This is a genomic window from Micromonospora sp. NPDC005161, assembly GCF_053599855.1.
Genome location: NZ_JBSFYQ010000014.1, coordinates 122,147 through 139,232 on the forward strand (window position 1 = coordinate 122,147; position 17,086 = coordinate 139,232).

Consider the following 17,086-nt stretch of genomic DNA (forward strand, 5'->3'; position numbering starts at 1 on the left):
CCCAGTCAAACCGATGCCACCGACATCGCGTCCCTGAAACGCCGCCCGCGCCGCTAGATCCGATCTAGCGGGCCGCCGGCCGCTCTCTCGCGCCTCAAAGGTGAGACCGAGAGGCCGGGAGGGGGAAACGATGACGCCGCTCAGAATCGCCGTGATCATCGGCAGCACCCGGGAAGGGCGGGCCGGGGACCGGATCGCCCGCTGGTTCGTCGAGCAGGCCGAGCGGCACGACGACCTCGCGGTGACGGTCGTTGACCTGACCGAGTACGACTTTCCGGCCAGCTACCCCGCCGAGCCGACCGCGTCCATCCGGGCGTTCGTCCGCGAGGTGAGCCAAGCGGACGCGTTCGTCGTGGTCACCCCCGAGTACAACCACAGCTTCCCGGCACCCTTGAAACAGGCGATCGACTACGCGTACGACGAGTGGCAGGCCAAGCCGGTCGGCTTCGTGTCGTACGGCTGCCGGTCCACCGGACTGCACGCGGTCGACCAGCTGCGCACCGTCTTCACGGCGCTGCACTCGATGACGGTGCGCGACGTCGTCGGCATCGACCTGCTCGCCGGCGAGCCGACGCCGCAGTGCACCGACGAGCTGCGCCGGGACACCCGTGTCCTGCTCGATCAGCTCCGCTGGTGGGGTCTGGCGTTGCGCGACGGCCGCGCAGCCCGGCCCTACGCCTCCTGAACATGACGACTGACGAAAGGTAAGGATCATGAGTAGACGCACCACCGGCCTGGCCATCGAGGCCGAGGGGCTCACCCGCTCCTTCGGGGACACCAAGGCGTTGGCCGGCATCGACCTGCAGGTGCCCGCCGGCACCGTCTACGGCCTGCTCGGCCCGAACGGGGCGGGCAAGACCACCGCGGTCCGGGTGCTCGCGACGCTGCTGCGGCCCGACGGCGGCACGGCGCGGGTCTTCGGGCACGACGTGGTCAGGGAGGCGGACGCGGTCCGCGCCCGGGTCAGCCTCACCGGCCAGTACGCCTCGGTCGACGAGGACCTGACCGGCACGGAGAACCTGGTGCTCCTCGCCCGCCTGCTCGGCCTGCGCAAACCGGCCGCCCGGGAGCGCGCGGCGGCCCTGCTCGCCGCGTTCGGCCTGACCGAGGCGAGCGACCGCCAGGTGAAGAAGTACTCCGGCGGCATGCGGCGGCGCATCGACATCGCCGCCAGCATCCTCAACACCCCGGACCTGCTCTTCCTCGACGAGCCGACGACCGGCCTGGACCCGCGCAGCCGCAACCAGGTGTGGGAGATCATCCGGGCCGTGGTGGCACACGGCACGACGGTGCTGCTGACCACCCAGTACCTGGACGAGGCCGACCAGCTCGCCGGGCGGATCGCGGTCGTCGACCACGGCCGGGTGATCGCGGAGGGCACCCCGGGCGAGCTGAAGTCGTCGGTCGGCTCCGGCACCGTCCACCTGCGACTGCGTGACCCCGGGCAGCGACCCGAGGCGGAGAAGGTGCTCCAGGCGGCACTCGGCGTACCGGTGCAGCTCGAAGCCGACCCGGTCGCGTTGCTCGCCCGCGTCGGCGAGGCCGGCAGCGACCTCGACGCCAGCGCGCAGGCCGCCCGCGCCCTCGGCGACCTGGCCCGCGCCGGCATCGTCGTCGACGACTTCTCCCTCGGCCAGCCGAGCCTCGACGAGGTCTTCCTGGCCCTGACCGACCACCCCGCCGTGCCCGCCGACGAGCGGGACGACCAGCTGGAGGCAGCCCGATGAGCAACGCCACCACCACCACCACGACCGAACGGGCGCCGTCCGTCTACGTCCCGTCCGCCGAGGCGCTGGCGACCGTGCTCGCGCCCGGTGCCCGACCGCCCCGGCCCAGCGCGCTGGGTGCGTCGCTCACCTTCGGCTGGCGGGCCATTCTGAAGATCAAGCACGTGCCGGAGCAGCTCTTCGACGTCACCGCCTTCCCGATCATCATGGTGCTGATGTTCACGTACCTGTTCGGTGGCGCCCTCGCCGACAGCCCGCGCGACTACCTGCAGTTCTTCCTGCCCGGCATCATGGTGACCAGCGTCGTGATGATCACCATGTACACCGGCGTCGGTCTCAACACCGACATCGAGAAGGGCATCTTCGACCGCTTCCGGACGCTGCCCGTCTGGCGGCCGGCCGCCCTGGTCGGCATGATCTTCGGCGACGTGCTGCGCTACATCCTCGCCGCCCTGGTGATCCTCGGCGTCGGGCTCGCGCTCGGGTTCCGGCCCGACGGCGGGATGGCCGGCGTCGCCATCGGGATCGGGCTGCTGGTGGTCTTCTCGTTCGCCTTCTCCTGGGTGTGGACGTTCTTCGGGCTGGTCCTGCGCAGCGAGAAGTCGGTGATGGGCGTCAGCATGATGGTGCTGTTCCCGTTGACGTTCCTGAGCAACGTCTTCGTCGAGCCGAGCACCATGCCCGGCTGGCTCCAGGCGTTCGTGAACGTCAACCCAGTGGCGCAGCTGGTGGCCGCGGTCCGCGCGGCGATGGCCGGCTCGTCGGACCCGTCCAGCACCATGTGGTTGCTGGCGTGGAGCGTTGGGTTCGTGGTCGTCTTCGGCACCCTGACCATGTACCGCTACAACCGCCGCTGACCCTGCCCGCTCCGACAGAGCTCCAGCCCTTGCACACTTGCGGAAGCCCGGTGAGTGCCGGCGGTCAGACGACCGCCGGCACATCGGCTCGGGTGATGCCGTGCAGGCGGGCCGCGTCCTGGCTGGGAGGCGCGCCGAACTGGCGACGGCATTCACGGCTGAGCCTGCAACAACTCCGCGCCTGACGCTGGTGGCCCGGCTCGCCGGCGCGCTGGCGGTGCCGGTGATCGCCGAGGGGGCGGTACCGCGACGCCGAACAGATCGGGCAGGCGTTCGCCGCCGGCGCCCACTCGGTGGTGATGGGCAACGCGGTCACCTCGCCGCTGTGGATCACCCGTCGCCTGGTACCGGCCACCCCGGCGGCAGCCGGTTCACCTGACGCCGCCGCCGCCGCCGGACCGTGACCGGGTGCGGGCCGGTGCTCCTGTGGTGGCGCCGGGCACGATGGTGCAGGGCAGGCTGCGCCGGAGCGCGTCGGCCGGCAGCAGGGTGGGGCTGACCAGCTGTTCGAAGAGGAGCCGCACCGCCGCCGCGCCCATCTGCTCGCGAGGAATCCGGAACCCGGTCCAGTCGATGTCGTCCGGGCTGCCGTCCTCGACGTCACCGAGCTGCGCCAGCGACAGATCGCCGGGTACGGACATCCCCCGAGCCAGCGCCGCCGCCCGGATGTCCGGGGCCAACCCGGACGGCCAGACCACCGCCGCGGTGAGCCCGGTTTCGCCGATCAAGTCGAGCGCCTCGCCGCCGGTCAGCCCGGTCCCGTTCAGCACGACCGGACGGCTCCCGGCGGCCCGTACCGCCTGGTGGTAGCCCTGCGCGCGGTCCACCGACGGCTCGTCCCGGCGGAGGTCGCCGACAAATCCGACCCGTTCGTGGCCGAGGGCGAACAATCGCTCGACCACCTCCCGGGTGGCGGTCACGTAGTCGGCTCCGACGTACGGCACGGTGCCGGCGTCGGACTCCCGACGACCGATGAAGGCGAAGGGGAAGTCGCGGCTGAGCAGGTCAGCCAGGTCGCGCTTGTCGTCGTGCCGGCCGAGCAGGACGCAGCCGTCGGCGATACCGAGCCGACGGAAGCCGCCACCGAGCAGGCGCCGCCCCTCCCGCGACGGGGTGCTGGTGAAGAAGAGCAGGTCGCATCCGAGCTCCTCGGTCTGCGCCTCGACCCCGACCAGGAACGGGTGGTAGAAGTCCCGGCTGTCGCGCGGGAAGACCGGCTCGTAGGTGAAGACGCCGATGATCCGGGTCCGTCCCCCGGCCAGGCGTTGGGCGGCCGGGTTCGCGACGTACCCGGTCATCCGGATGGCGTCGAGCACCCGCCGACGGGTCTGCTCACCGGCCCGTCGGCGGCCCGTGTCGCCCCCATTGAGGATCAGGGACACGGTCGCCTGGCTGACCCCGGCAACCCGGGCCACATCGGCCTGGGTGGCCCGTCCGTTGGCGCCTGGCATCGTCGTCACCTCCGTGTCCCCGCCGGTGGCCGGTGGCCCGCTCCCGGGCCGTCGCCCCGGCTGGTCATGCGCATGACCACACGATCGCACACGGCAACGTCTCGGGAGCGGGTTGGCGTGGATGGTCGGCCCATCAGCCGCATTTTGTCAATGTTTCGCGGCGGTTTCAGATTCTGGGGACCGGCTATTGACACCCGGAGGCTGCGGAAACATTCTGGTTATGCGCATGACCACATGGTCGCCGACCGGTCCCACCAGGGCAGGAAAGGCGTACCAGATGATCCAAGCTCCACCCCGGCAGGCAGCCGGCCGCCGACCCTTACCGGGCCGGGCACGGGTCGGCATGCTGGCCGGTTCCCTCCTCCTGGCCACCACGGCGGTGGCGCCGGCAGTCGTCTCCCAATCGGCGACAGCCGCCACCGAGCCGGCCACCTCGACCTCGGTCTACCAAAGCATGCCGGCCGACCCGACCGCCGTCGTCCTCGGCAGCGCACAGTTCCCGGTGCACGGCGACGGAATCGGTGACGACACGGCCTCGGTGCAGGCCGCCATCGACGAAGCGTCCCGCCGAGGCGGCAGGAACTGGCTGGGCAACATCGTCGGCGGGGCACGCAACGTCACCGTCGGGGACGGCGGTGGTGTGGTCTTCGTGCCGGAAGGGCGTTACCGCCTCTCCCGGCAGGTGGATCTGCACGCCTCGGTACGCCTGGTCGGGTTCGGTGCCGAGCGGCCCGAGTTCGTCCTCGGCGAATCCACCCCCGGCTTCCAGGACGGCAACCAGTCCTTCCTCTTCGCCGCGCTGCGCCGGCCGTTCCAGCCGGACACGCCCCGCAGCTTCGGCAACAACGACACCTTCGGCACCGGCCTGATCAACCTGGACATCCGGATCGCGCCCGGCAACCCCGCCGCAGTGGCCGTACGCTTCAGCGGCGCGCAGATGTTCGTCCTGCAGGACCTCGACATCCACGTGGGTACGGGCTACGCCGGGATCGACCACAACGCCAACCTGATCCAGCGGGTCAACGTGCACGGCGGCACGGTCGGCATGCTGGCCTTCGCCGCCTCGCCCGGCTGGCAGACCACCCTGCTGGACACCACTTTCACCGGCCAGCGCGAGGCGGCCATCAAGCTGCACACGGACAGCAAGCTCAGCCTGATCCGCAACCGCATCGCCGACTCCCCGACCGGCATCGTCGCCACCCCCGACCAGACCCAGCGCCTCTACGTGCAGGACTCGGTCTTCCAGAACATCAGCGGGTCGGCGATCACCCTCAACGACAGCGAATCCGTCCCGGGTGGCGGCGAGCCGGAACTCGTCCGCGCCCAGAACCAGCTCAACGTGGTCGACACCGGAGTCACCGGGACCGGCGCGCTGCTGACCACCGTGCCCAGCGGGCGTACCTGGGCCGGACCCGGCGCGTCCTATCTGGTGCGGGACGCCACGCTCGGGCTTCGGGTCGACGACGCGCTGGGCGCCGCCGAGCGGCGCAGCGACGGCGTCCTGGTCTCGGCGACACCGGCCGCACCGGCGAGCTTCGCCCGGCTCCTGCGCTCCGATGCGCCCCTGCCACCGGCCACCGGCGGTTGGGTCAACGTGGTCGAATACGCCGCCGCCAGGGGCGTCACAGTCGGCACCGGCACCAGCGACGACTACGCCATCTTCCAGCAGGCCATCGACGAGCACGACACCGTGTACGTGCCGATGGGGCAGTACCTGATCGGGAACACCCTGCGGCTCCGGCCACAGAGCAACCTGATCGGCCTGCATCCCCGGCAGACCTGGCTGAAGCTGCCGGACAGTGCCGCCGGATTCACCGACCCGGACCAGCCGAAGGCGATGATCCAGACCCCCCTCGGCGGGAGGAATCAGGTGACCGGCCTCGGCCTGGACTCCGCGCAGCAAACCGCGGGCTCGGTGCACGTGCACTGGCGCTCCGGCGCGCAGAGCTACCTCGCCGACATCGCCACGCAGTTCGTGAAGTGGCATCCGGAGCGGACCGAGCCCGGCGATCCCGGCGCCGGTGACCCCGGTTACCAGTACCGGGGCAGGCACAAGTACAGCTTCTGGGTGCAGGGCGGTGGCGGCACCTTCGCCAACATCTGGAGCGTCGCCGGCTGGGCCGACAACGGCTTCCTGGTCGAGGACACCTCGGTGCGCGGCCGGATGTACGAGGTCTCCGTCGAGCACCACGAGCACCGCGAGGTCGTGCTGCGCCGGGTCCGCAACTGGGAACTGCACGCGCTCCAGACCGAAAACCACATCTACGGCTGGCGCTCCCAGGCCGTCGAACTGGACGACGTGCACGACGTACTGTTCGGCAACACGGTCTTCTTCCGGGTGGCCACGGTGCAGGGCCCGTACCCGTACGCCGTGGGGCTGCGCAACAGCACCGGGATCGTGATCCGGGGCACCCGGGGCTACCGGCCGGACAACGTGGCCAACACCCGCTGGGGCGCCACCATCGCCGACGTGGCGACCGGCCGGACCGTACCCGAGATCGAGGTGGCGTACCTGGGGGTCGGGGTGACCGGTACGACGCCCACCCCGGCCGGCGCCCACATCGCGCTGGACACGCCGGAGATCCGGGTCCTGCCCGGCCGGTCCGGCAGCACCGTGCTGCGGGTACGCAACGACGGCCCCGGCCCGGTCACCGGCCTGGCGGTCGACGCCGAGGCGCCGGCCGACTGGCAGGCGCTGGCCCGCCCGGAGGCCACGAGACTGCCCGCGAGCGCGACCACGCCGGTCGCGGTCAGCGTGCGGGTCCCCACCGACGCGGTGACTGACGGCACGGTCCGGTTGACCGTCTCGTTCACCAGGGGCGGTCAGCGGCAGGAGATTCCGCAGACCCTGCGGGTGCGCGTGACCGGGGAGAACCTCGCCCGGGGCGCCGCCGTGCAGGCCAGTTCGGTCCTCTCCGGCAACGTCGCGGACAACGCGGTGGACGGCAACCGGACCGGAGCCCGCTGGATCTCTGGCTCAGTGGACCCGACGCCGACGCTCACCCTGGATCTCGGTGGGCCGGCGGACCTCCAACGGCTCGACCTCTACAGCGGAGTGGCCGGCTCGGAGAGCCTGCGGGTGCGGGCCTTCCGGGTGGAGGCCCTGGTCGACGGGGCCTGGACGACCATCGGGTCCGCCGGGGCGAACACCGCCAGCCCGGCCCAGGTCGACCTCAGCGGCGCGCCGGCCGGGATCCGGCAGGTCCGCCTCGTGTTCACCGAACCCAGCCCGACCGACGGGTTGGCCCGAGTCTTCGAGGTGGAGATCCATGGCATCCGCTGAACCGTGGCGAACCAGCCGGGTGAGCCGGCGCGCGATCGGCCGGGGTCTGCTGGCCGCCGCGGCGGGATCGACGCTGTTTCCGGCGCTTCCGGCCACCGCCGGCGCGACCGACCCGACCACCGGTGGAACCGCAGCAGGCACCGACCCGATCGGCGTCGGTCCGACCGCGGTCGATCAGTCGGAGGTGGTTCCGGCGGCGTCGCTCGTCCCGGCTGCCGGGGCCCTCTTCGGCGCCTTCGTCAAGCACGATCCGGACCGCGACCCGGGAATCTCCGAACCGGAGGCGCTGGAGTCGGTGACCCATGAGCTGCTCGGCATCGACCACTCCTTCCAGCACTGGGGCCAGACGTTCCGCGCCGACCGGCTCACCGACGACATCGCCCGAGGGCGTACCCCGCTGCTCTCCTGGGGAGCCGGCCCGCAGAGCGTGCTGGCCGCGACCGCGCAGGGCGTCAACGACGAACTGGTTCGGCAACAGGCGGGATGGCTGCGGGCCCTGCGGCAGCCGGTGCTGCTGCGCTTCACCTGGGAGATGGACCTGCCGCAGCGCGGCTACACCCCGGCGACCTTCAAGGAGGCGTGGCGCCGGGTCCGGACGATCTTCCGGGAGGAACGTGCCGACAACGTCGCGTTCGTCTTCTGCCCGACCTGGCTGGCCTTCAGGACCGGGCGGGTATCGTCCTTCTGGCCCGGCGACTCGATGGTCGACTGGGTCGGCGCCGACGGGTACGCCCGCCCGAGCAACGATCACGCACCGCTGACCGAGCTGTTCCCCTGGTTCTACGACTTCGGGATCCGGCACGACAAGCCGATGATCCTCGCCGAGGTCGGCGTCAACGACACCGCACCCGGGGTGCAGGCTGACTGGCTGCGCCAGGCCCGGACGGACCTGCGGACGACGTTCCCACTGGTACGGGCGATGGTGTACTTCGATTCCAGGGGCAGTGGCGAGACCGACTGGGTCCTGCCGGGCAATCCCCGTACGGAGGCCGCACTGCGCCAGCTGGTGCACGACCCGTACTTCCTGCCGCGCCCGGGCGCCCGCCGGTAACCGGTGCGGTCCCGTCGGGGCGGGCCGGTGCCGACGAACGGTCGACGCCGGCCCGCCCCGGGGCTCAGCAGACGGGTCCGGGGCAGCAGAGGGTCAGCGCGCCGGGCACCCTTTTCAGAGCCGCCAGGGCAGCGGCTCGGACGGCAGGTAGCGGCAGGTGCTGCCGGTCGAGACAGATTCGCGCAGGTGGCCGGCGAGCGCCGGGTGCCGATCGTCGAGCTTGCGCAGCGTGTCCCGGATCCGCGCGGTCACCGTCTTGCGGGCCCGCTCGGCCTCGTCACCCAGCCGGCGGGTCCGGCCAACCAGCCCGGCGGCGGCGCGCAACTCGTCGAGCAGCGCACCACGTTCACCGTCCAGCGCGGCCACCTTCCGGTCGTCGCCGCGCGCGGCGGCCCGGTCGATCTCCTCGTCGAGGCGCGCCAGGTGCCGCCGGTAGCGGGCCTTCGCCTCGTCGTCCAGGACCGGGTCGCCACCCATCCGGCGGGCGGCGACCAGCTCCGGCCCGGCCGCCGGGTCGAGCAGCTCCACCGCCGGGACGTCACCGCCCGGCCGGCTGAGCAGCAGGTGCAGGTCGTGCAGCCCCTTGGCGTCGGGCAGGTGTACGACAGCGCCGGCGTAGGCGAGTTGCCAGACCGGCCCGTCGTGGCGGAACTCGTACTCCTCGACCGGCGCTCCGGCCGGCGGGGCCTGGCGCAGCCCGACGGCTGGGGTGCCGGCGGTGGTGGGCGTCGGGCTGGCCAGCCGGTCGAGCACCTGGGCCATCCCGAGGGCGGTGGCCTCCCGGGCGGTGGTGGCACGCAGCGCATCCACCGTCTCGGCGTCGCCCGGGTGGCCACGGCCGGCCAGGGCGTTCGCCAGTCCGGCGCGGGCGATGATTGACCAGGGCCGGGAGCCCATCCGGTCGGCTGCGTCGCGGGCGGCCGCGAAACCGGCGATGGCGTCGTCCCAGCGCTCCTGCGCGGCGTCGACCACCGCCAGCCAGTGGTCGACGGGACCGCTGATGTCGCAGCCGAAGAGCCCCACCGTCCACTCTCCACGATAGGGGGCCAGCGCGGCCCGCGCGCCGTCGCAGCGGCCCGGGTCACGGGATGCGGCAGCGGCCTGCGCGCGCAACCGCAGCCAGAGCGGGGACACCGGACGCGGGTACCGGATGTCGGCGGCCTCGATACCGTCGGTCAGCCGGACCGCCGTCTCGTCGTCGCCGCGCTCCGCCGCGGTGATAGCCCGCAGCAGCTCCCGGTAGGGGTAGTCGGTCGGGGCCAACCCGTCCAGCAGTACGTCGACCTCGTCGAACCGGCCCTGGAGCAGCAGACGGGACCAAAGCACGTGATGGCCCATGAACGCGAACTCGGCGTGCCCAGGGTCGGCGAGGTCGGTGAGGAAGGCGAACCGCTCGTCGGCCTCGGCGAAGTCACCCCGGAACGCCGCGATGATTCCACTGTCGACGGTAGCCGCGATCCGGTATCTGGCCAGGTCGTCCTGGTCGCCGCCGGTGACGAAGGAGCTGAACTCCTCGACGAAGCGGGGGTCGCCCAACTCCAGCAGCGCCACCCAGCGCAGCGAGGTGGCCCACAGCTCGGTCTCCCGGTCGCCGGTGCGACGGGCCACATCCCGGATCTCCGAGGTGAGCGCCGCCCGGGCCGCCGCGGTGCCCAACCCCCAGGTGGTGTCGTGGCGGGCCCACAGGCTGAAGGTGAGCGTCTCGTCATCCCGACCCCGACGGGCGATCGTCTCGGTGGCGGTGATCAGGTCGGCGATCAACGTGCCGACCGACGCGGCCCCGTCCGGCTCGCCGATGAGCCGCCGGTACGCCTCCCGCACCAGCTCCGCCGCCTCGACCGAGCGATCGGTCGCCACCTGGCGGGAGCGGTGGACGGTGAGCGCGACGCGGGCCAGCAGCACCGGATCGTCGAGCGTACGGGCCAGCGTCGCGGCCTCGGCGAGGAGCTGCCCAGCCTCCTCCCGGCCCGCGTGGTGGTAGCGCACCTCACCGAACTCGACGAGGATCCGCACCCGCTTCGTCCGGTCCTCGACGATCTCCAGCGCCCGGCGGAAGTGCACCCCCGCCTCGTCGACGGCGAGCCGGGCGTGCGCGTCCCGCCCCGCGGCGACCAGCAGGTCGGTGACCCGCGCCCGGTCGAGCGCGGCGCCGGCCAGGTAGGCGTGGCGGGCCAGGTCGGCCGGAATCAGCAGGTCGCGGAGCTCCGCCGGTGGGTCGACCGCCCGGACGACCGCGGCGTGCCGGGCCCGCCGGTCCTCATCGCTGAGGCCGTCGTAGAGCGTCTCCCGGACCAGGTCATGGGCGAAGGCGAACCGGCCGCCACCCCGGCCGACGATCAGCCGGGCGGTCACCGCCCGGTCGAGCAGCCGATCGACCTGCGCCACCGGGGCAGCCGCGCTGGCCGCCAGGACCTGACGGTGGAACTCCCGGCCCAACACGGCGGCGACGGTGAGCGCCTCGACCACCGGTGCCGGCAACTGGGCCAACCGGCGCCGCACCGCCTCCCGTACGCCGGGAGCGACCGTGCCGCCCGTACCGTCCGCGCGCCACAGCCTGGCCGTCTGCTCGATGAAGAACGGGTTGCCCCCGGTGCGCCGGTGCACCTCGTCGACCAGGCCGGCGTCGGGCTCCCGCCCGGCGGTACGCGCCATCAGCGCGGCCACCTCGTCCCGAGACAGACCGGTGAGGGTGACCGTGGTCGCCTTCGTGACCAGCGGCATCAACAGTGGGCGCAACGGGTGCTCGCCCGACTCGACCTCCGCGTCGCGGTAGGTGCCGATCAGCAGCAGCCGTTCGAACCAGGTGTGCTGGGCGGCGAACGCCAGCAACCGCAGCGACGCCGGGTCGGCCCAGTGCAGGTCGTCGAGGACCACCACGACCGGCCGGTGCTGGGAGACCGCGACCAGGGCGGCGGTCACCGCGTCGTACAGGGCGAACGCCTCCCGGTCGGCGATGTCCCCGCCCGGGTCGACGCCGGCCCAACTGGCGGTGCGGCCGGCCTGCTCGCTACTGGTGTCGGTCTCGCCCAGCAGGGCCGCGAGAGCCGGCTCCGCGGTCGGTCGCGCCACCGACCAGTCGTCAGCGGAGCGCTGCAGGCCGCGCAGCACCTGAACCCACGGCCAGTAGCCGGGGGCGCTGTCGGAATCCCAGCAGGCGGCACCGAGCACCAGTGCCCCGCGCTGCCGAGCCTCGCGAGCCGCGGCGGTGACCAGCGTCGTCTTGCCGATGCCCGGCTCGCCGGTGATCAGGACGAGGCCGCCGTGGCTGGTAGCGGCCCGGTCCAGCTCAGCGCGCAGCAGACCGGCGGGATGATCCCGCCCGATGATGGCGTCGCCGAGCCGCGCGTCCATGGTTTCCAGACGGTACTGGACCCGTCTGACACCCGGGGGATCCTCGGCACGGGTGTCCGCCCGCAGCTCAGGCGGATTGGACCAGGCCGATGACGTAGCGGGTGAGCCGACGGGTCTGGCTGTCCTCGCTGGTCCGGGCCGGACTGCTAGGCCGGGTTCTCAACACCGGCCCGCATCGGTACCGCGCCGTGTGGCCAGACCGAGACGGCGTCGAGTGGTCGGCCGAGTTCACCACCGAGCGGGAGGCGGTCGCTTCCCGGCATCCAGCTGGTCCAGCTGCGGGAGGCGGTGCCCGGTTAGGCGGCGGTCTCGGGAACGAGGGCGGTCAGCTCCGCGACCTCAGCGTCGCTCAGCGCGATCCGCGCCGCCGCGAGGTTCTCCCGCAGGTGGGCCAGGCTCGTGGTGCCGGGGATGGGCAGCATCGCCGGAGAGCGGTGCAGCAGCCAGGCCAGCGCGATCTGCTGGGGCGTGGCCGCGTGCCGGGCGGCGATCGGCGCGAGGGCGGCGGCGACCTGGCCGGCGTTGTCCCCCCCGTCGCGCAGGCTGACCGGGTGCCAGGGCGAGAACACCGCTCTGGTCCGCTCCGCCGCGGCAAGCAGGTCCGCACCGGTGCGGTTGCCGATGTTGTACAGGGCGGTCACCGCGGCGATCTCCGCAATCGACCGGGCGAGTTCGAACTGCGCCACGGTGACGTTGGACAGCCCGATGTGCCGGATCCAGCCCTCGTCCTGCAGCTTCCTCAGCTCGCCGACCTGGTCCTCGAACGGGGCGTCGGTCGCGTACCCGCTGTGCAGGTAGTAGAGGTCGAACCGATCCACGCCGAGGCGGCGCAGGCTCAGCATGGCTGACTGCCGCAGGTACTTCGGGTTGCCCACCCAGCCCAGGGTCGAGTAGTCGTGGCCGCCCCGGACGAAGCCGCCCTTGCTCGCCACCACCAGCCCCGCCGGGTAGGGGTGCAGCGCCTCGCGGATCAGCAGCTCGTTGGTGTGCGGCCCGTAGACATCGGCGGTGTCGATGAAGGTGACGCCCTCCGCCACCACCGCGCGCAGCAGCGAGAGCCCACGCTCGTGGTCGGGGTACGGGCCCCAGACCTGGTCGCCGGTGAGCTGCATCGCCCCGAAGCCGACCCGTCCGACCGGAAGGTCGCCGCCAATGATGATCGTGGGCGGGGTGGACGGGGAGCCAGACGTCATGGTCATCTCGATTCTGGGTCGCCGGCGGCCCCGTCGCCGACGCCGCCCCGCAACTTCGACGCCATCCTGCGCACGGCCCGCGACGTCTTCGGCGAACTGGGCGCGGAGGCCACCCTGGAGGAGGCGACCCGCCGGACGGGGTCCGTATCGGTACCCTCGACCATAACTGATTCAACCGGGATGAATTGGTCGAAGCGGTCTACCTGGCGGAGGTTCGGACGGTCGACGACCACGGCGGAACGCCCGGCCTATCCGTGGGGCGCTTCGACTTCCAGGTCGAGTTCGACTTCGTCCACATCGCCGGCAGCCGCCTGTCCTGCGCCGGGGCGGGCCGACGGGCTGTGCTGGAGGCCCTTTGGAGCTGATGTCGTCGACGACTCATGCTGCGCACGCTCCCCATCGATCCCTAACCTTCCCTATGCAAGTAGGATGGGGAGCGATGAAGGAAGACATGTACTCTGTCGAGCAGGTCGCTGAGCGGCTCGGGCTGCACGTACGTACCGTGCGCGGCTACATCCGCTCCGGGCGGCTGAGGGCGGTGCGGATCGGCAAGCAGTACCGGATCGCCGCCAGTGACCTGGACACGTTCACCGGTCAGACCCGAGCCATCACCGGCAGCGCCGCCGGGCCGGCGGAGGTGTCGAGCATCGTGCAGATCGACGGGGTCGACCGGGCCGCGGCCGACCGGCTCGGCACGCTCGTGCTCGCCAGCGCCAACACCGGCCACGACCCCGCCAACCCTCTGCGGGTGCAGACCGTGCACGACGAGGAGCGGCACCGCATGAAGATCATCATCCTCGGCGACCCCGCCGCAACCGCCGAGCTGCTGCACCTGCTCGACGCCGTACTCAACGCCGACAACGGCCTACTTGACCGGGAGGTCCACGATGCCTGACGAGGTCCAGGAACGCGCCGGGGTGCAGGTGCTGGTCTGCGACCCGGCCGGCCCGCCGGTCGCCACCGAGCAGGACGCGCTGGACCTCATCGGCGCGGCCTTCCTCGGCGCCCAGGTGGTGGCCGTGCCGGCCACCCGGTTCGACGAACGCTTCTTCTCGCTGGGCACCCGCTTCGCCGGCGAGGTGATGCAGAAGTTCGTCAACTACCGGATGCGACTGGCCGTGGTCGGCGACATCTCGGCTCACCTGGCGGAGAGCTCAGCGCTGCGCGCCCTGGTGCACGAGTCGAACCGGGCCGGGCACATCTGGTTCGTTCCCGACCTCGACGCCCTCGACGCCCGCCTCCGCGCTATGTCGTAGCCGCCTCGGCGTCCCTGCCGACAGCCATTTCGACCTCGTCCGGCTCAACGCCTCGGGCCTGCGCCTGCTCGGCCGCCCAGCGCAGGTACGCGAGCCACTCCTCCGACAACCAGCCGGATTGACGGCCGACGCCGGCCTCGCTGGGGAGACGGCTTGCCACGACGCGGTCGAGGATCAGCGGCTGCACACCACCCGCCCCTCGCCGGTAGCCGGCGAAGTAGAGGACCTTCGTGAACAGTCCCGGCCCCAGCCACGGCAGGCGAGCCTGGTTGGGGCCGCGGAGGCGGCGGTACGCCGTGCGCAGCGCGTCCTCGTCGGGTGCTGACGCGGACACCTCCTCAAGCGCGTACGCCAGACGCTTGCCGTCCGGATCGGCGGCGAGCGACCTGGCGGCGCGCCACGGCCCGTACCCGATGGGTCCGTAACCCCAGATCAGCACGGCGGTCAGCAGTTGGCGGGGGCTCGCGGAGCCGGCCCGGTAGGCGTCGGCCACCGCGAAGACGTCGCGCCGCCAGACGTCGCCGCTGGATGGAAAGCTGTCCGGCCAGGCGTCCGGCGGCAACTCCGCCCGCCAGCGGTCCAGGTTCACAGCGATCGGGGCCTGCTCCCTCGGTAACGGCCTCTGCATGGCTACCTCCCTCAGGTCGCGCGCTTCGGGACCTGCGCCGTTCGGACGCTACGGTCGGGTGCTCCCGCACGCCGTCCGCTGACGGCATATCGCGGTATCGAACGCCTGCCTGCCATACGCGCGTCCACAGCACTGTCAGATCGGCGAGTCGAACGCATCCTGCGGCGAAGGGGCCAGGCAAGCTGTCCGCCATGGGGCCAGAAATCGTCATCGCGGTGGTGTCCGCGGCTGTGTCGCTGATCAGCGTGGCGGTGACGTATCGGACTGCCGTCGTCACCCACCGCCTGCAGGAGCAGGCACGCAGCCGCGACAAGGCGGAACTCGCCGAGGAGTTGTTCCGGCGTTACCGGGTGCCACTGCTGTGGTCAGCCGAGGCGCTGCAGGATCGGCTGCACAACGCGCTCAGCCGAAACCTCCTGCGCACGTACCTGCACTCCGGCGACAGTGAAGCTCAGCACTACGTCCGCCACAACACCGTGTACGTCCTCGCCGAGCACCTGGCCTGGCTGGAGGTCCTCCGCCGGGAACAGCGCTTCCTCGATCTTGAGTCAGTGAAGAGCACCAAGGAGCTCTTCACGGCAATCCAGAAGATTCACCATCCCTTGGCGACCGACGCACTGCCCGGCCCGTTCCGCGTGTTCCGGGGACACCAGCGCGCCATTGGCGAAGTCATGCTCAACCGAGTCGAGTCGCCTGAGGGCGCGGTGACCGAGGTGCTGGGGTACGCGGCCTTCTGCGACCGCCTCGAAACGGACCCGACGTTCGCGTCCTGGTTCACCCGCCTCCTGGAGGAGGTGGACGACGTGGAAGCCGGAGGCCAGCGGGGAAATGAGCGGCTGGTACGCCTACAGAACGAACTCGTCGAGCTCATCGAACTGCTCGATCCCGAGGGGGAATGGCTCCCGTTGGAGCAACGCGAGCGACTGCCAAGAACGGTCCCAATCCTGCCCACCTCGCGGACACCCAACGGCTGACGTTCGCAAGTCGGCTCGTGACTAGCCGCCCGCCGACCGGGTACGCGCGGTGCATGGGTAGCCACAAGCAGAACAAACACGACAGCGGCGGCGAGTCGGCGCGAGGCCGGCGGCATTCGGGCAGCGGCGCTCCGGGCCGCCAGGGCTCGACCATGGAGCACTCGCCCGACCAACGGAACCGCCGTACCGCGACCGGCCCGGCCGGCACCGAAGGCGGCCTGGGCCGAGCCAAGGTCTCGGGCGACGAGCGGATCCAGCGCCAGGGCGGCTCCTGACCGATCAGTCAACGCTGTAGCCACCCCGCGCGAATCGCGGGGTGGCTACAGCGGATGAGTGCTCGTTACGCCGTCGCGCAGATGGCGTACGCCGTGTCGGACCAGTTCCCGGCGAAGGCGTCCTCCTCGTACGCACCCGAAGCGGCCGACGTCGGGGCGGTAGCGGGACCACCATTGGGACGGAAGTCGTCCACGATGCCCTCGCCGGTGACCCCGTTCAACTCGTAGCCGGCACCGGTCAGCACCTTCCCGACCGGGCAGGTCGCGACGACGCTGCGGAAGTCGAGCAAGTTGCTGGCGCCCACCGTGGACGCCCGCACCAGGCCGGGCAGCGGGTTGGCGCAGATGGCGTACGCGGTCGCGGACCAGTTCAGGGCAGTGGCGTCCGACTCGTAGGCGCCGACGTTCACCGAGGTCGGAGCGGCGGCGACCCCACCGTTGGGGCGGAAGTCGTCGACGACACCCTCGCCGGTCACACCGTTCAACTCGTAACCCGTACCGGTCAGCACCTTCCCGACCGGGCAGGTCGCCGTGGCGCTGTGGAAGTCGGCCGAGTTGCTGACGCTGGTCGCGGAGACCCGCACCAGGCCAGGCAGCGGGTTGGCGCAGATCGCGTACGCCGTCACCGACCAGTTGCCGGCGAACGCCTCCGTCTCGTAGGCGCCCACAGTTACCGCCGTTGGGGCGGTGGCCGGGCCGCCGTTGGGGCGCAGGTCGTCAACGACGCCCTCACCTGTCACGCCGTTCAGCGCGTAGCCCGTGCCGGTCAGCACCTTCCCGACCGGGCAGGTGGCCGTGGCGCTGTGGAAGTCGGCGGAGTTGGTGACGCTGGTCGCGGCGATCCGCACCAGGCCGGGGACCGCGGCGGACGCCGGGCTCGCCGGGGCGACCACCGCACCGGCCACGACGAGGCCGAGCACGAGTACGGATGCTCGGGCGCTGAGCCGCTGGGACTCCTTCTGAGCACGCATATGTTTCTCCCGTCTGGGGCCTGGGCGGCACCTGCTCGGTTCGGGAACCGGTGCCGACGCCGAGGCCGA

The 17,086-nt window shown here is 71.8% G+C and carries 16 protein-coding genes; 10 read left to right on the top strand and 6 right to left on the bottom strand.

The window, feature by feature from the left end:
- The first annotated feature begins 130 nt into the window (after window positions 1-130).
- From ACWD5O_RS16295 to ACWD5O_RS16305, 3 genes are read left to right on the top strand one after another with little or no spacing between them, the layout of a single operon-like run.
- Window positions 131-685 carry an NADPH-dependent FMN reductase gene (locus ACWD5O_RS16295; protein ID WP_450085793.1) on the top strand — a complete coding sequence of 185 codons (555 nt, stop codon included), beginning with the start codon at window positions 131-133 and terminating at the stop codon, window positions 683-685.
- A gap of 28 nt (window positions 686-713) precedes the next feature.
- Complete coding sequence (locus ACWD5O_RS16300) at window positions 714-1,727, top strand: ATP-binding cassette domain-containing protein (RefSeq protein ID WP_449937936.1); 1,014 nt, start codon at window positions 714-716, stop codon at window positions 1,725-1,727.
- Window positions 1,724-2,584 carry an ABC transporter permease gene (locus ACWD5O_RS16305; RefSeq protein ID WP_450085794.1) on the top strand — a complete coding sequence of 287 codons (861 nt, stop codon included), beginning with the start codon at window positions 1,724-1,726 and terminating at the stop codon, window positions 2,582-2,584. The genes ACWD5O_RS16300 and ACWD5O_RS16305 overlap by 4 nt, the downstream gene beginning before the upstream one ends.
- Window positions 2,585-2,648: 64 nt before the next feature.
- On the opposite strand, the gene ACWD5O_RS16310 is transcribed toward ACWD5O_RS16305, so the two are convergent.
- Together ACWD5O_RS16310 and ACWD5O_RS16315 are read right to left on the bottom strand one after the other, a co-directional pair.
- Window positions 2,649-2,891: a hypothetical protein gene (locus tag ACWD5O_RS16310; RefSeq protein WP_450085795.1), complete on the bottom strand. Its 243-nt coding sequence runs from the start codon at window positions 2,889-2,891 to the stop codon at window positions 2,649-2,651.
- A 64-nt stretch (window positions 2,892-2,955) separates the two neighbouring features.
- Complete coding sequence (locus tag ACWD5O_RS16315; RefSeq protein ID WP_450085831.1) at window positions 2,956-4,035, bottom strand: LacI family DNA-binding transcriptional regulator; 1,080 nt, start codon at window positions 4,033-4,035, stop codon at window positions 2,956-2,958.
- Between the two features lie 277 nt (window positions 4,036-4,312).
- On the opposite strand from ACWD5O_RS16315, the gene ACWD5O_RS16320 reads away from it, so the two are divergent.
- Window positions 4,313-7,318: a glycosyl hydrolase family 28-related protein gene (locus ACWD5O_RS16320; protein ID WP_450085796.1), complete on the top strand. Its 3,006-nt coding sequence runs from the start codon at window positions 4,313-4,315 to the stop codon at window positions 7,316-7,318.
- Window positions 7,305-8,369, top strand: coding sequence for a glycoside hydrolase family 26 protein (locus ACWD5O_RS16325; protein WP_450085797.1), 1,065 nt, complete (start codon window positions 7,305-7,307; stop codon window positions 8,367-8,369). Before ACWD5O_RS16320 ends, ACWD5O_RS16325 begins: the two co-directional genes overlap by 14 nt.
- 114 nt (window positions 8,370-8,483) lie before the next feature.
- Here the strand turns inward: ACWD5O_RS16325 and ACWD5O_RS16330 are convergent, their stop codons facing one another.
- Together ACWD5O_RS16330 and ACWD5O_RS16335 are read right to left on the bottom strand one after the other, a co-directional pair.
- The gene (locus ACWD5O_RS16330; RefSeq protein ID WP_450085798.1) at window positions 8,484-11,720 is read right to left on the bottom strand and encodes an ATP-binding protein; all 3,237 of its coding nucleotides are present in this window, start codon (window positions 11,718-11,720) and stop codon (window positions 8,484-8,486) included.
- A 296-nt stretch (window positions 11,721-12,016) separates the two neighbouring features.
- Entirely contained in the window at window positions 12,017-12,913 is an 897-nt protein-coding gene (locus tag ACWD5O_RS16335) for an aldo/keto reductase (RefSeq protein ID WP_450085799.1), read from the bottom strand.
- A 185-nt stretch (window positions 12,914-13,098) separates the two neighbouring features.
- Between ACWD5O_RS16335 and ACWD5O_RS16340 the strand changes: the two genes are divergently transcribed.
- The 3 genes from ACWD5O_RS16340 (at window position 13,099) to ACWD5O_RS16350 (ending at window position 14,169) form a co-directional block, all read left to right on the top strand.
- A complete protein-coding gene (locus tag ACWD5O_RS16340) occupies window positions 13,099-13,278 on the top strand; it encodes a hypothetical protein (protein ID WP_450085800.1) in 180 nt (59 codons plus the stop codon).
- 74 nt (window positions 13,279-13,352) lie between these two features.
- Complete coding sequence (locus ACWD5O_RS16345; RefSeq protein ID WP_450085801.1) at window positions 13,353-13,808, top strand: helix-turn-helix domain-containing protein; 456 nt, start codon at window positions 13,353-13,355, stop codon at window positions 13,806-13,808.
- Complete coding sequence (locus ACWD5O_RS16350) at window positions 13,801-14,169, top strand: DUF4180 domain-containing protein (RefSeq protein WP_450085802.1); 369 nt, start codon at window positions 13,801-13,803, stop codon at window positions 14,167-14,169. Before ACWD5O_RS16345 ends, ACWD5O_RS16350 begins: the two co-directional genes overlap by 8 nt.
- Here ACWD5O_RS16350 and ACWD5O_RS16355 read toward each other — a convergent pair.
- Window positions 14,159-14,797: an 8-oxoguanine DNA glycosylase OGG fold protein gene (locus tag ACWD5O_RS16355; protein ID WP_450085803.1), complete on the bottom strand. Its 639-nt coding sequence runs from the start codon at window positions 14,795-14,797 to the stop codon at window positions 14,159-14,161. The genes ACWD5O_RS16350 and ACWD5O_RS16355 overlap by 11 nt on opposite strands.
- A 191-nt stretch (window positions 14,798-14,988) precedes the next feature.
- Between ACWD5O_RS16355 and ACWD5O_RS16360 the strand changes: the two genes are divergently transcribed.
- Window positions 14,989-15,771, top strand: coding sequence for a hypothetical protein (locus tag ACWD5O_RS16360; RefSeq protein ID WP_450085804.1), 783 nt, complete (start codon window positions 14,989-14,991; stop codon window positions 15,769-15,771).
- Between the two features lie 53 nt (window positions 15,772-15,824).
- Window positions 15,825-16,046, top strand: a complete 222-nt coding sequence (locus ACWD5O_RS16365; RefSeq protein WP_450085805.1) for a hypothetical protein — start codon at window positions 15,825-15,827, stop codon at window positions 16,044-16,046.
- A 65-nt stretch (window positions 16,047-16,111) separates the two neighbouring features.
- Here the strand turns inward: ACWD5O_RS16365 and ACWD5O_RS16370 are convergent, their stop codons facing one another.
- Window positions 16,112-17,017 (bottom strand): hypothetical protein, encoded by a 906-nt coding sequence (locus ACWD5O_RS16370; protein WP_450085806.1) that lies wholly within the window; start codon window positions 17,015-17,017, stop codon window positions 16,112-16,114.
- Window positions 17,018-17,086 lie beyond the last annotated feature (69 nt).

Bases quoted from the DNA above. Each gene is read 5' to 3' on its own strand.
- ACWD5O_RS16370 (WP_450085806.1), bottom strand. From the start codon at position 17,017: ATGCGTGCTCAGAAGGAGTCCCAGCGGCTCAGCGCCCGAGCATCCGTA.
- ACWD5O_RS16295 (WP_450085793.1), top strand. From the start codon at position 131: ATGACGCCGCTCAGAATCGCCGTGATCATCGGCAGCACCCGGGAAGGG.
- ACWD5O_RS16300 (WP_449937936.1), top strand. From the start codon at position 714: ATGAGTAGACGCACCACCGGCCTGGCCATCGAGGCCGAGGGGCTCACC.
- ACWD5O_RS16350 (WP_450085802.1), top strand. From the start codon at position 13,801: ATGCCTGACGAGGTCCAGGAACGCGCCGGGGTGCAGGTGCTGGTCTGC.
- ACWD5O_RS16335 (WP_450085799.1), bottom strand. From the start codon at position 12,913: ATGACGTCTGGCTCCCCGTCCACCCCGCCCACGATCATCATTGGCGGC.
- ACWD5O_RS16305 (WP_450085794.1), top strand. From the start codon at position 1,724: ATGAGCAACGCCACCACCACCACCACGACCGAACGGGCGCCGTCCGTC.
- ACWD5O_RS16320 (WP_450085796.1), top strand. From the start codon at position 4,313: ATGATCCAAGCTCCACCCCGGCAGGCAGCCGGCCGCCGACCCTTACCG.
- ACWD5O_RS16315 (WP_450085831.1), bottom strand. From the start codon at position 4,035: ATGCCAGGCGCCAACGGACGGGCCACCCAGGCCGATGTGGCCCGGGTT.
- ACWD5O_RS16355 (WP_450085803.1), bottom strand. From the start codon at position 14,797: ATGCAGAGGCCGTTACCGAGGGAGCAGGCCCCGATCGCTGTGAACCTG.
- ACWD5O_RS16365 (WP_450085805.1), top strand. From the start codon at position 15,825: ATGGGTAGCCACAAGCAGAACAAACACGACAGCGGCGGCGAGTCGGCG.
- ACWD5O_RS16345 (WP_450085801.1), top strand. From the start codon at position 13,353: ATGAAGGAAGACATGTACTCTGTCGAGCAGGTCGCTGAGCGGCTCGGG.
- ACWD5O_RS16360 (WP_450085804.1), top strand. From the start codon at position 14,989: ATGGGGCCAGAAATCGTCATCGCGGTGGTGTCCGCGGCTGTGTCGCTG.
- ACWD5O_RS16325 (WP_450085797.1), top strand. From the start codon at position 7,305: ATGGCATCCGCTGAACCGTGGCGAACCAGCCGGGTGAGCCGGCGCGCG.
- ACWD5O_RS16330 (WP_450085798.1), bottom strand. From the start codon at position 11,720: ATGGACGCGCGGCTCGGCGACGCCATCATCGGGCGGGATCATCCCGCC.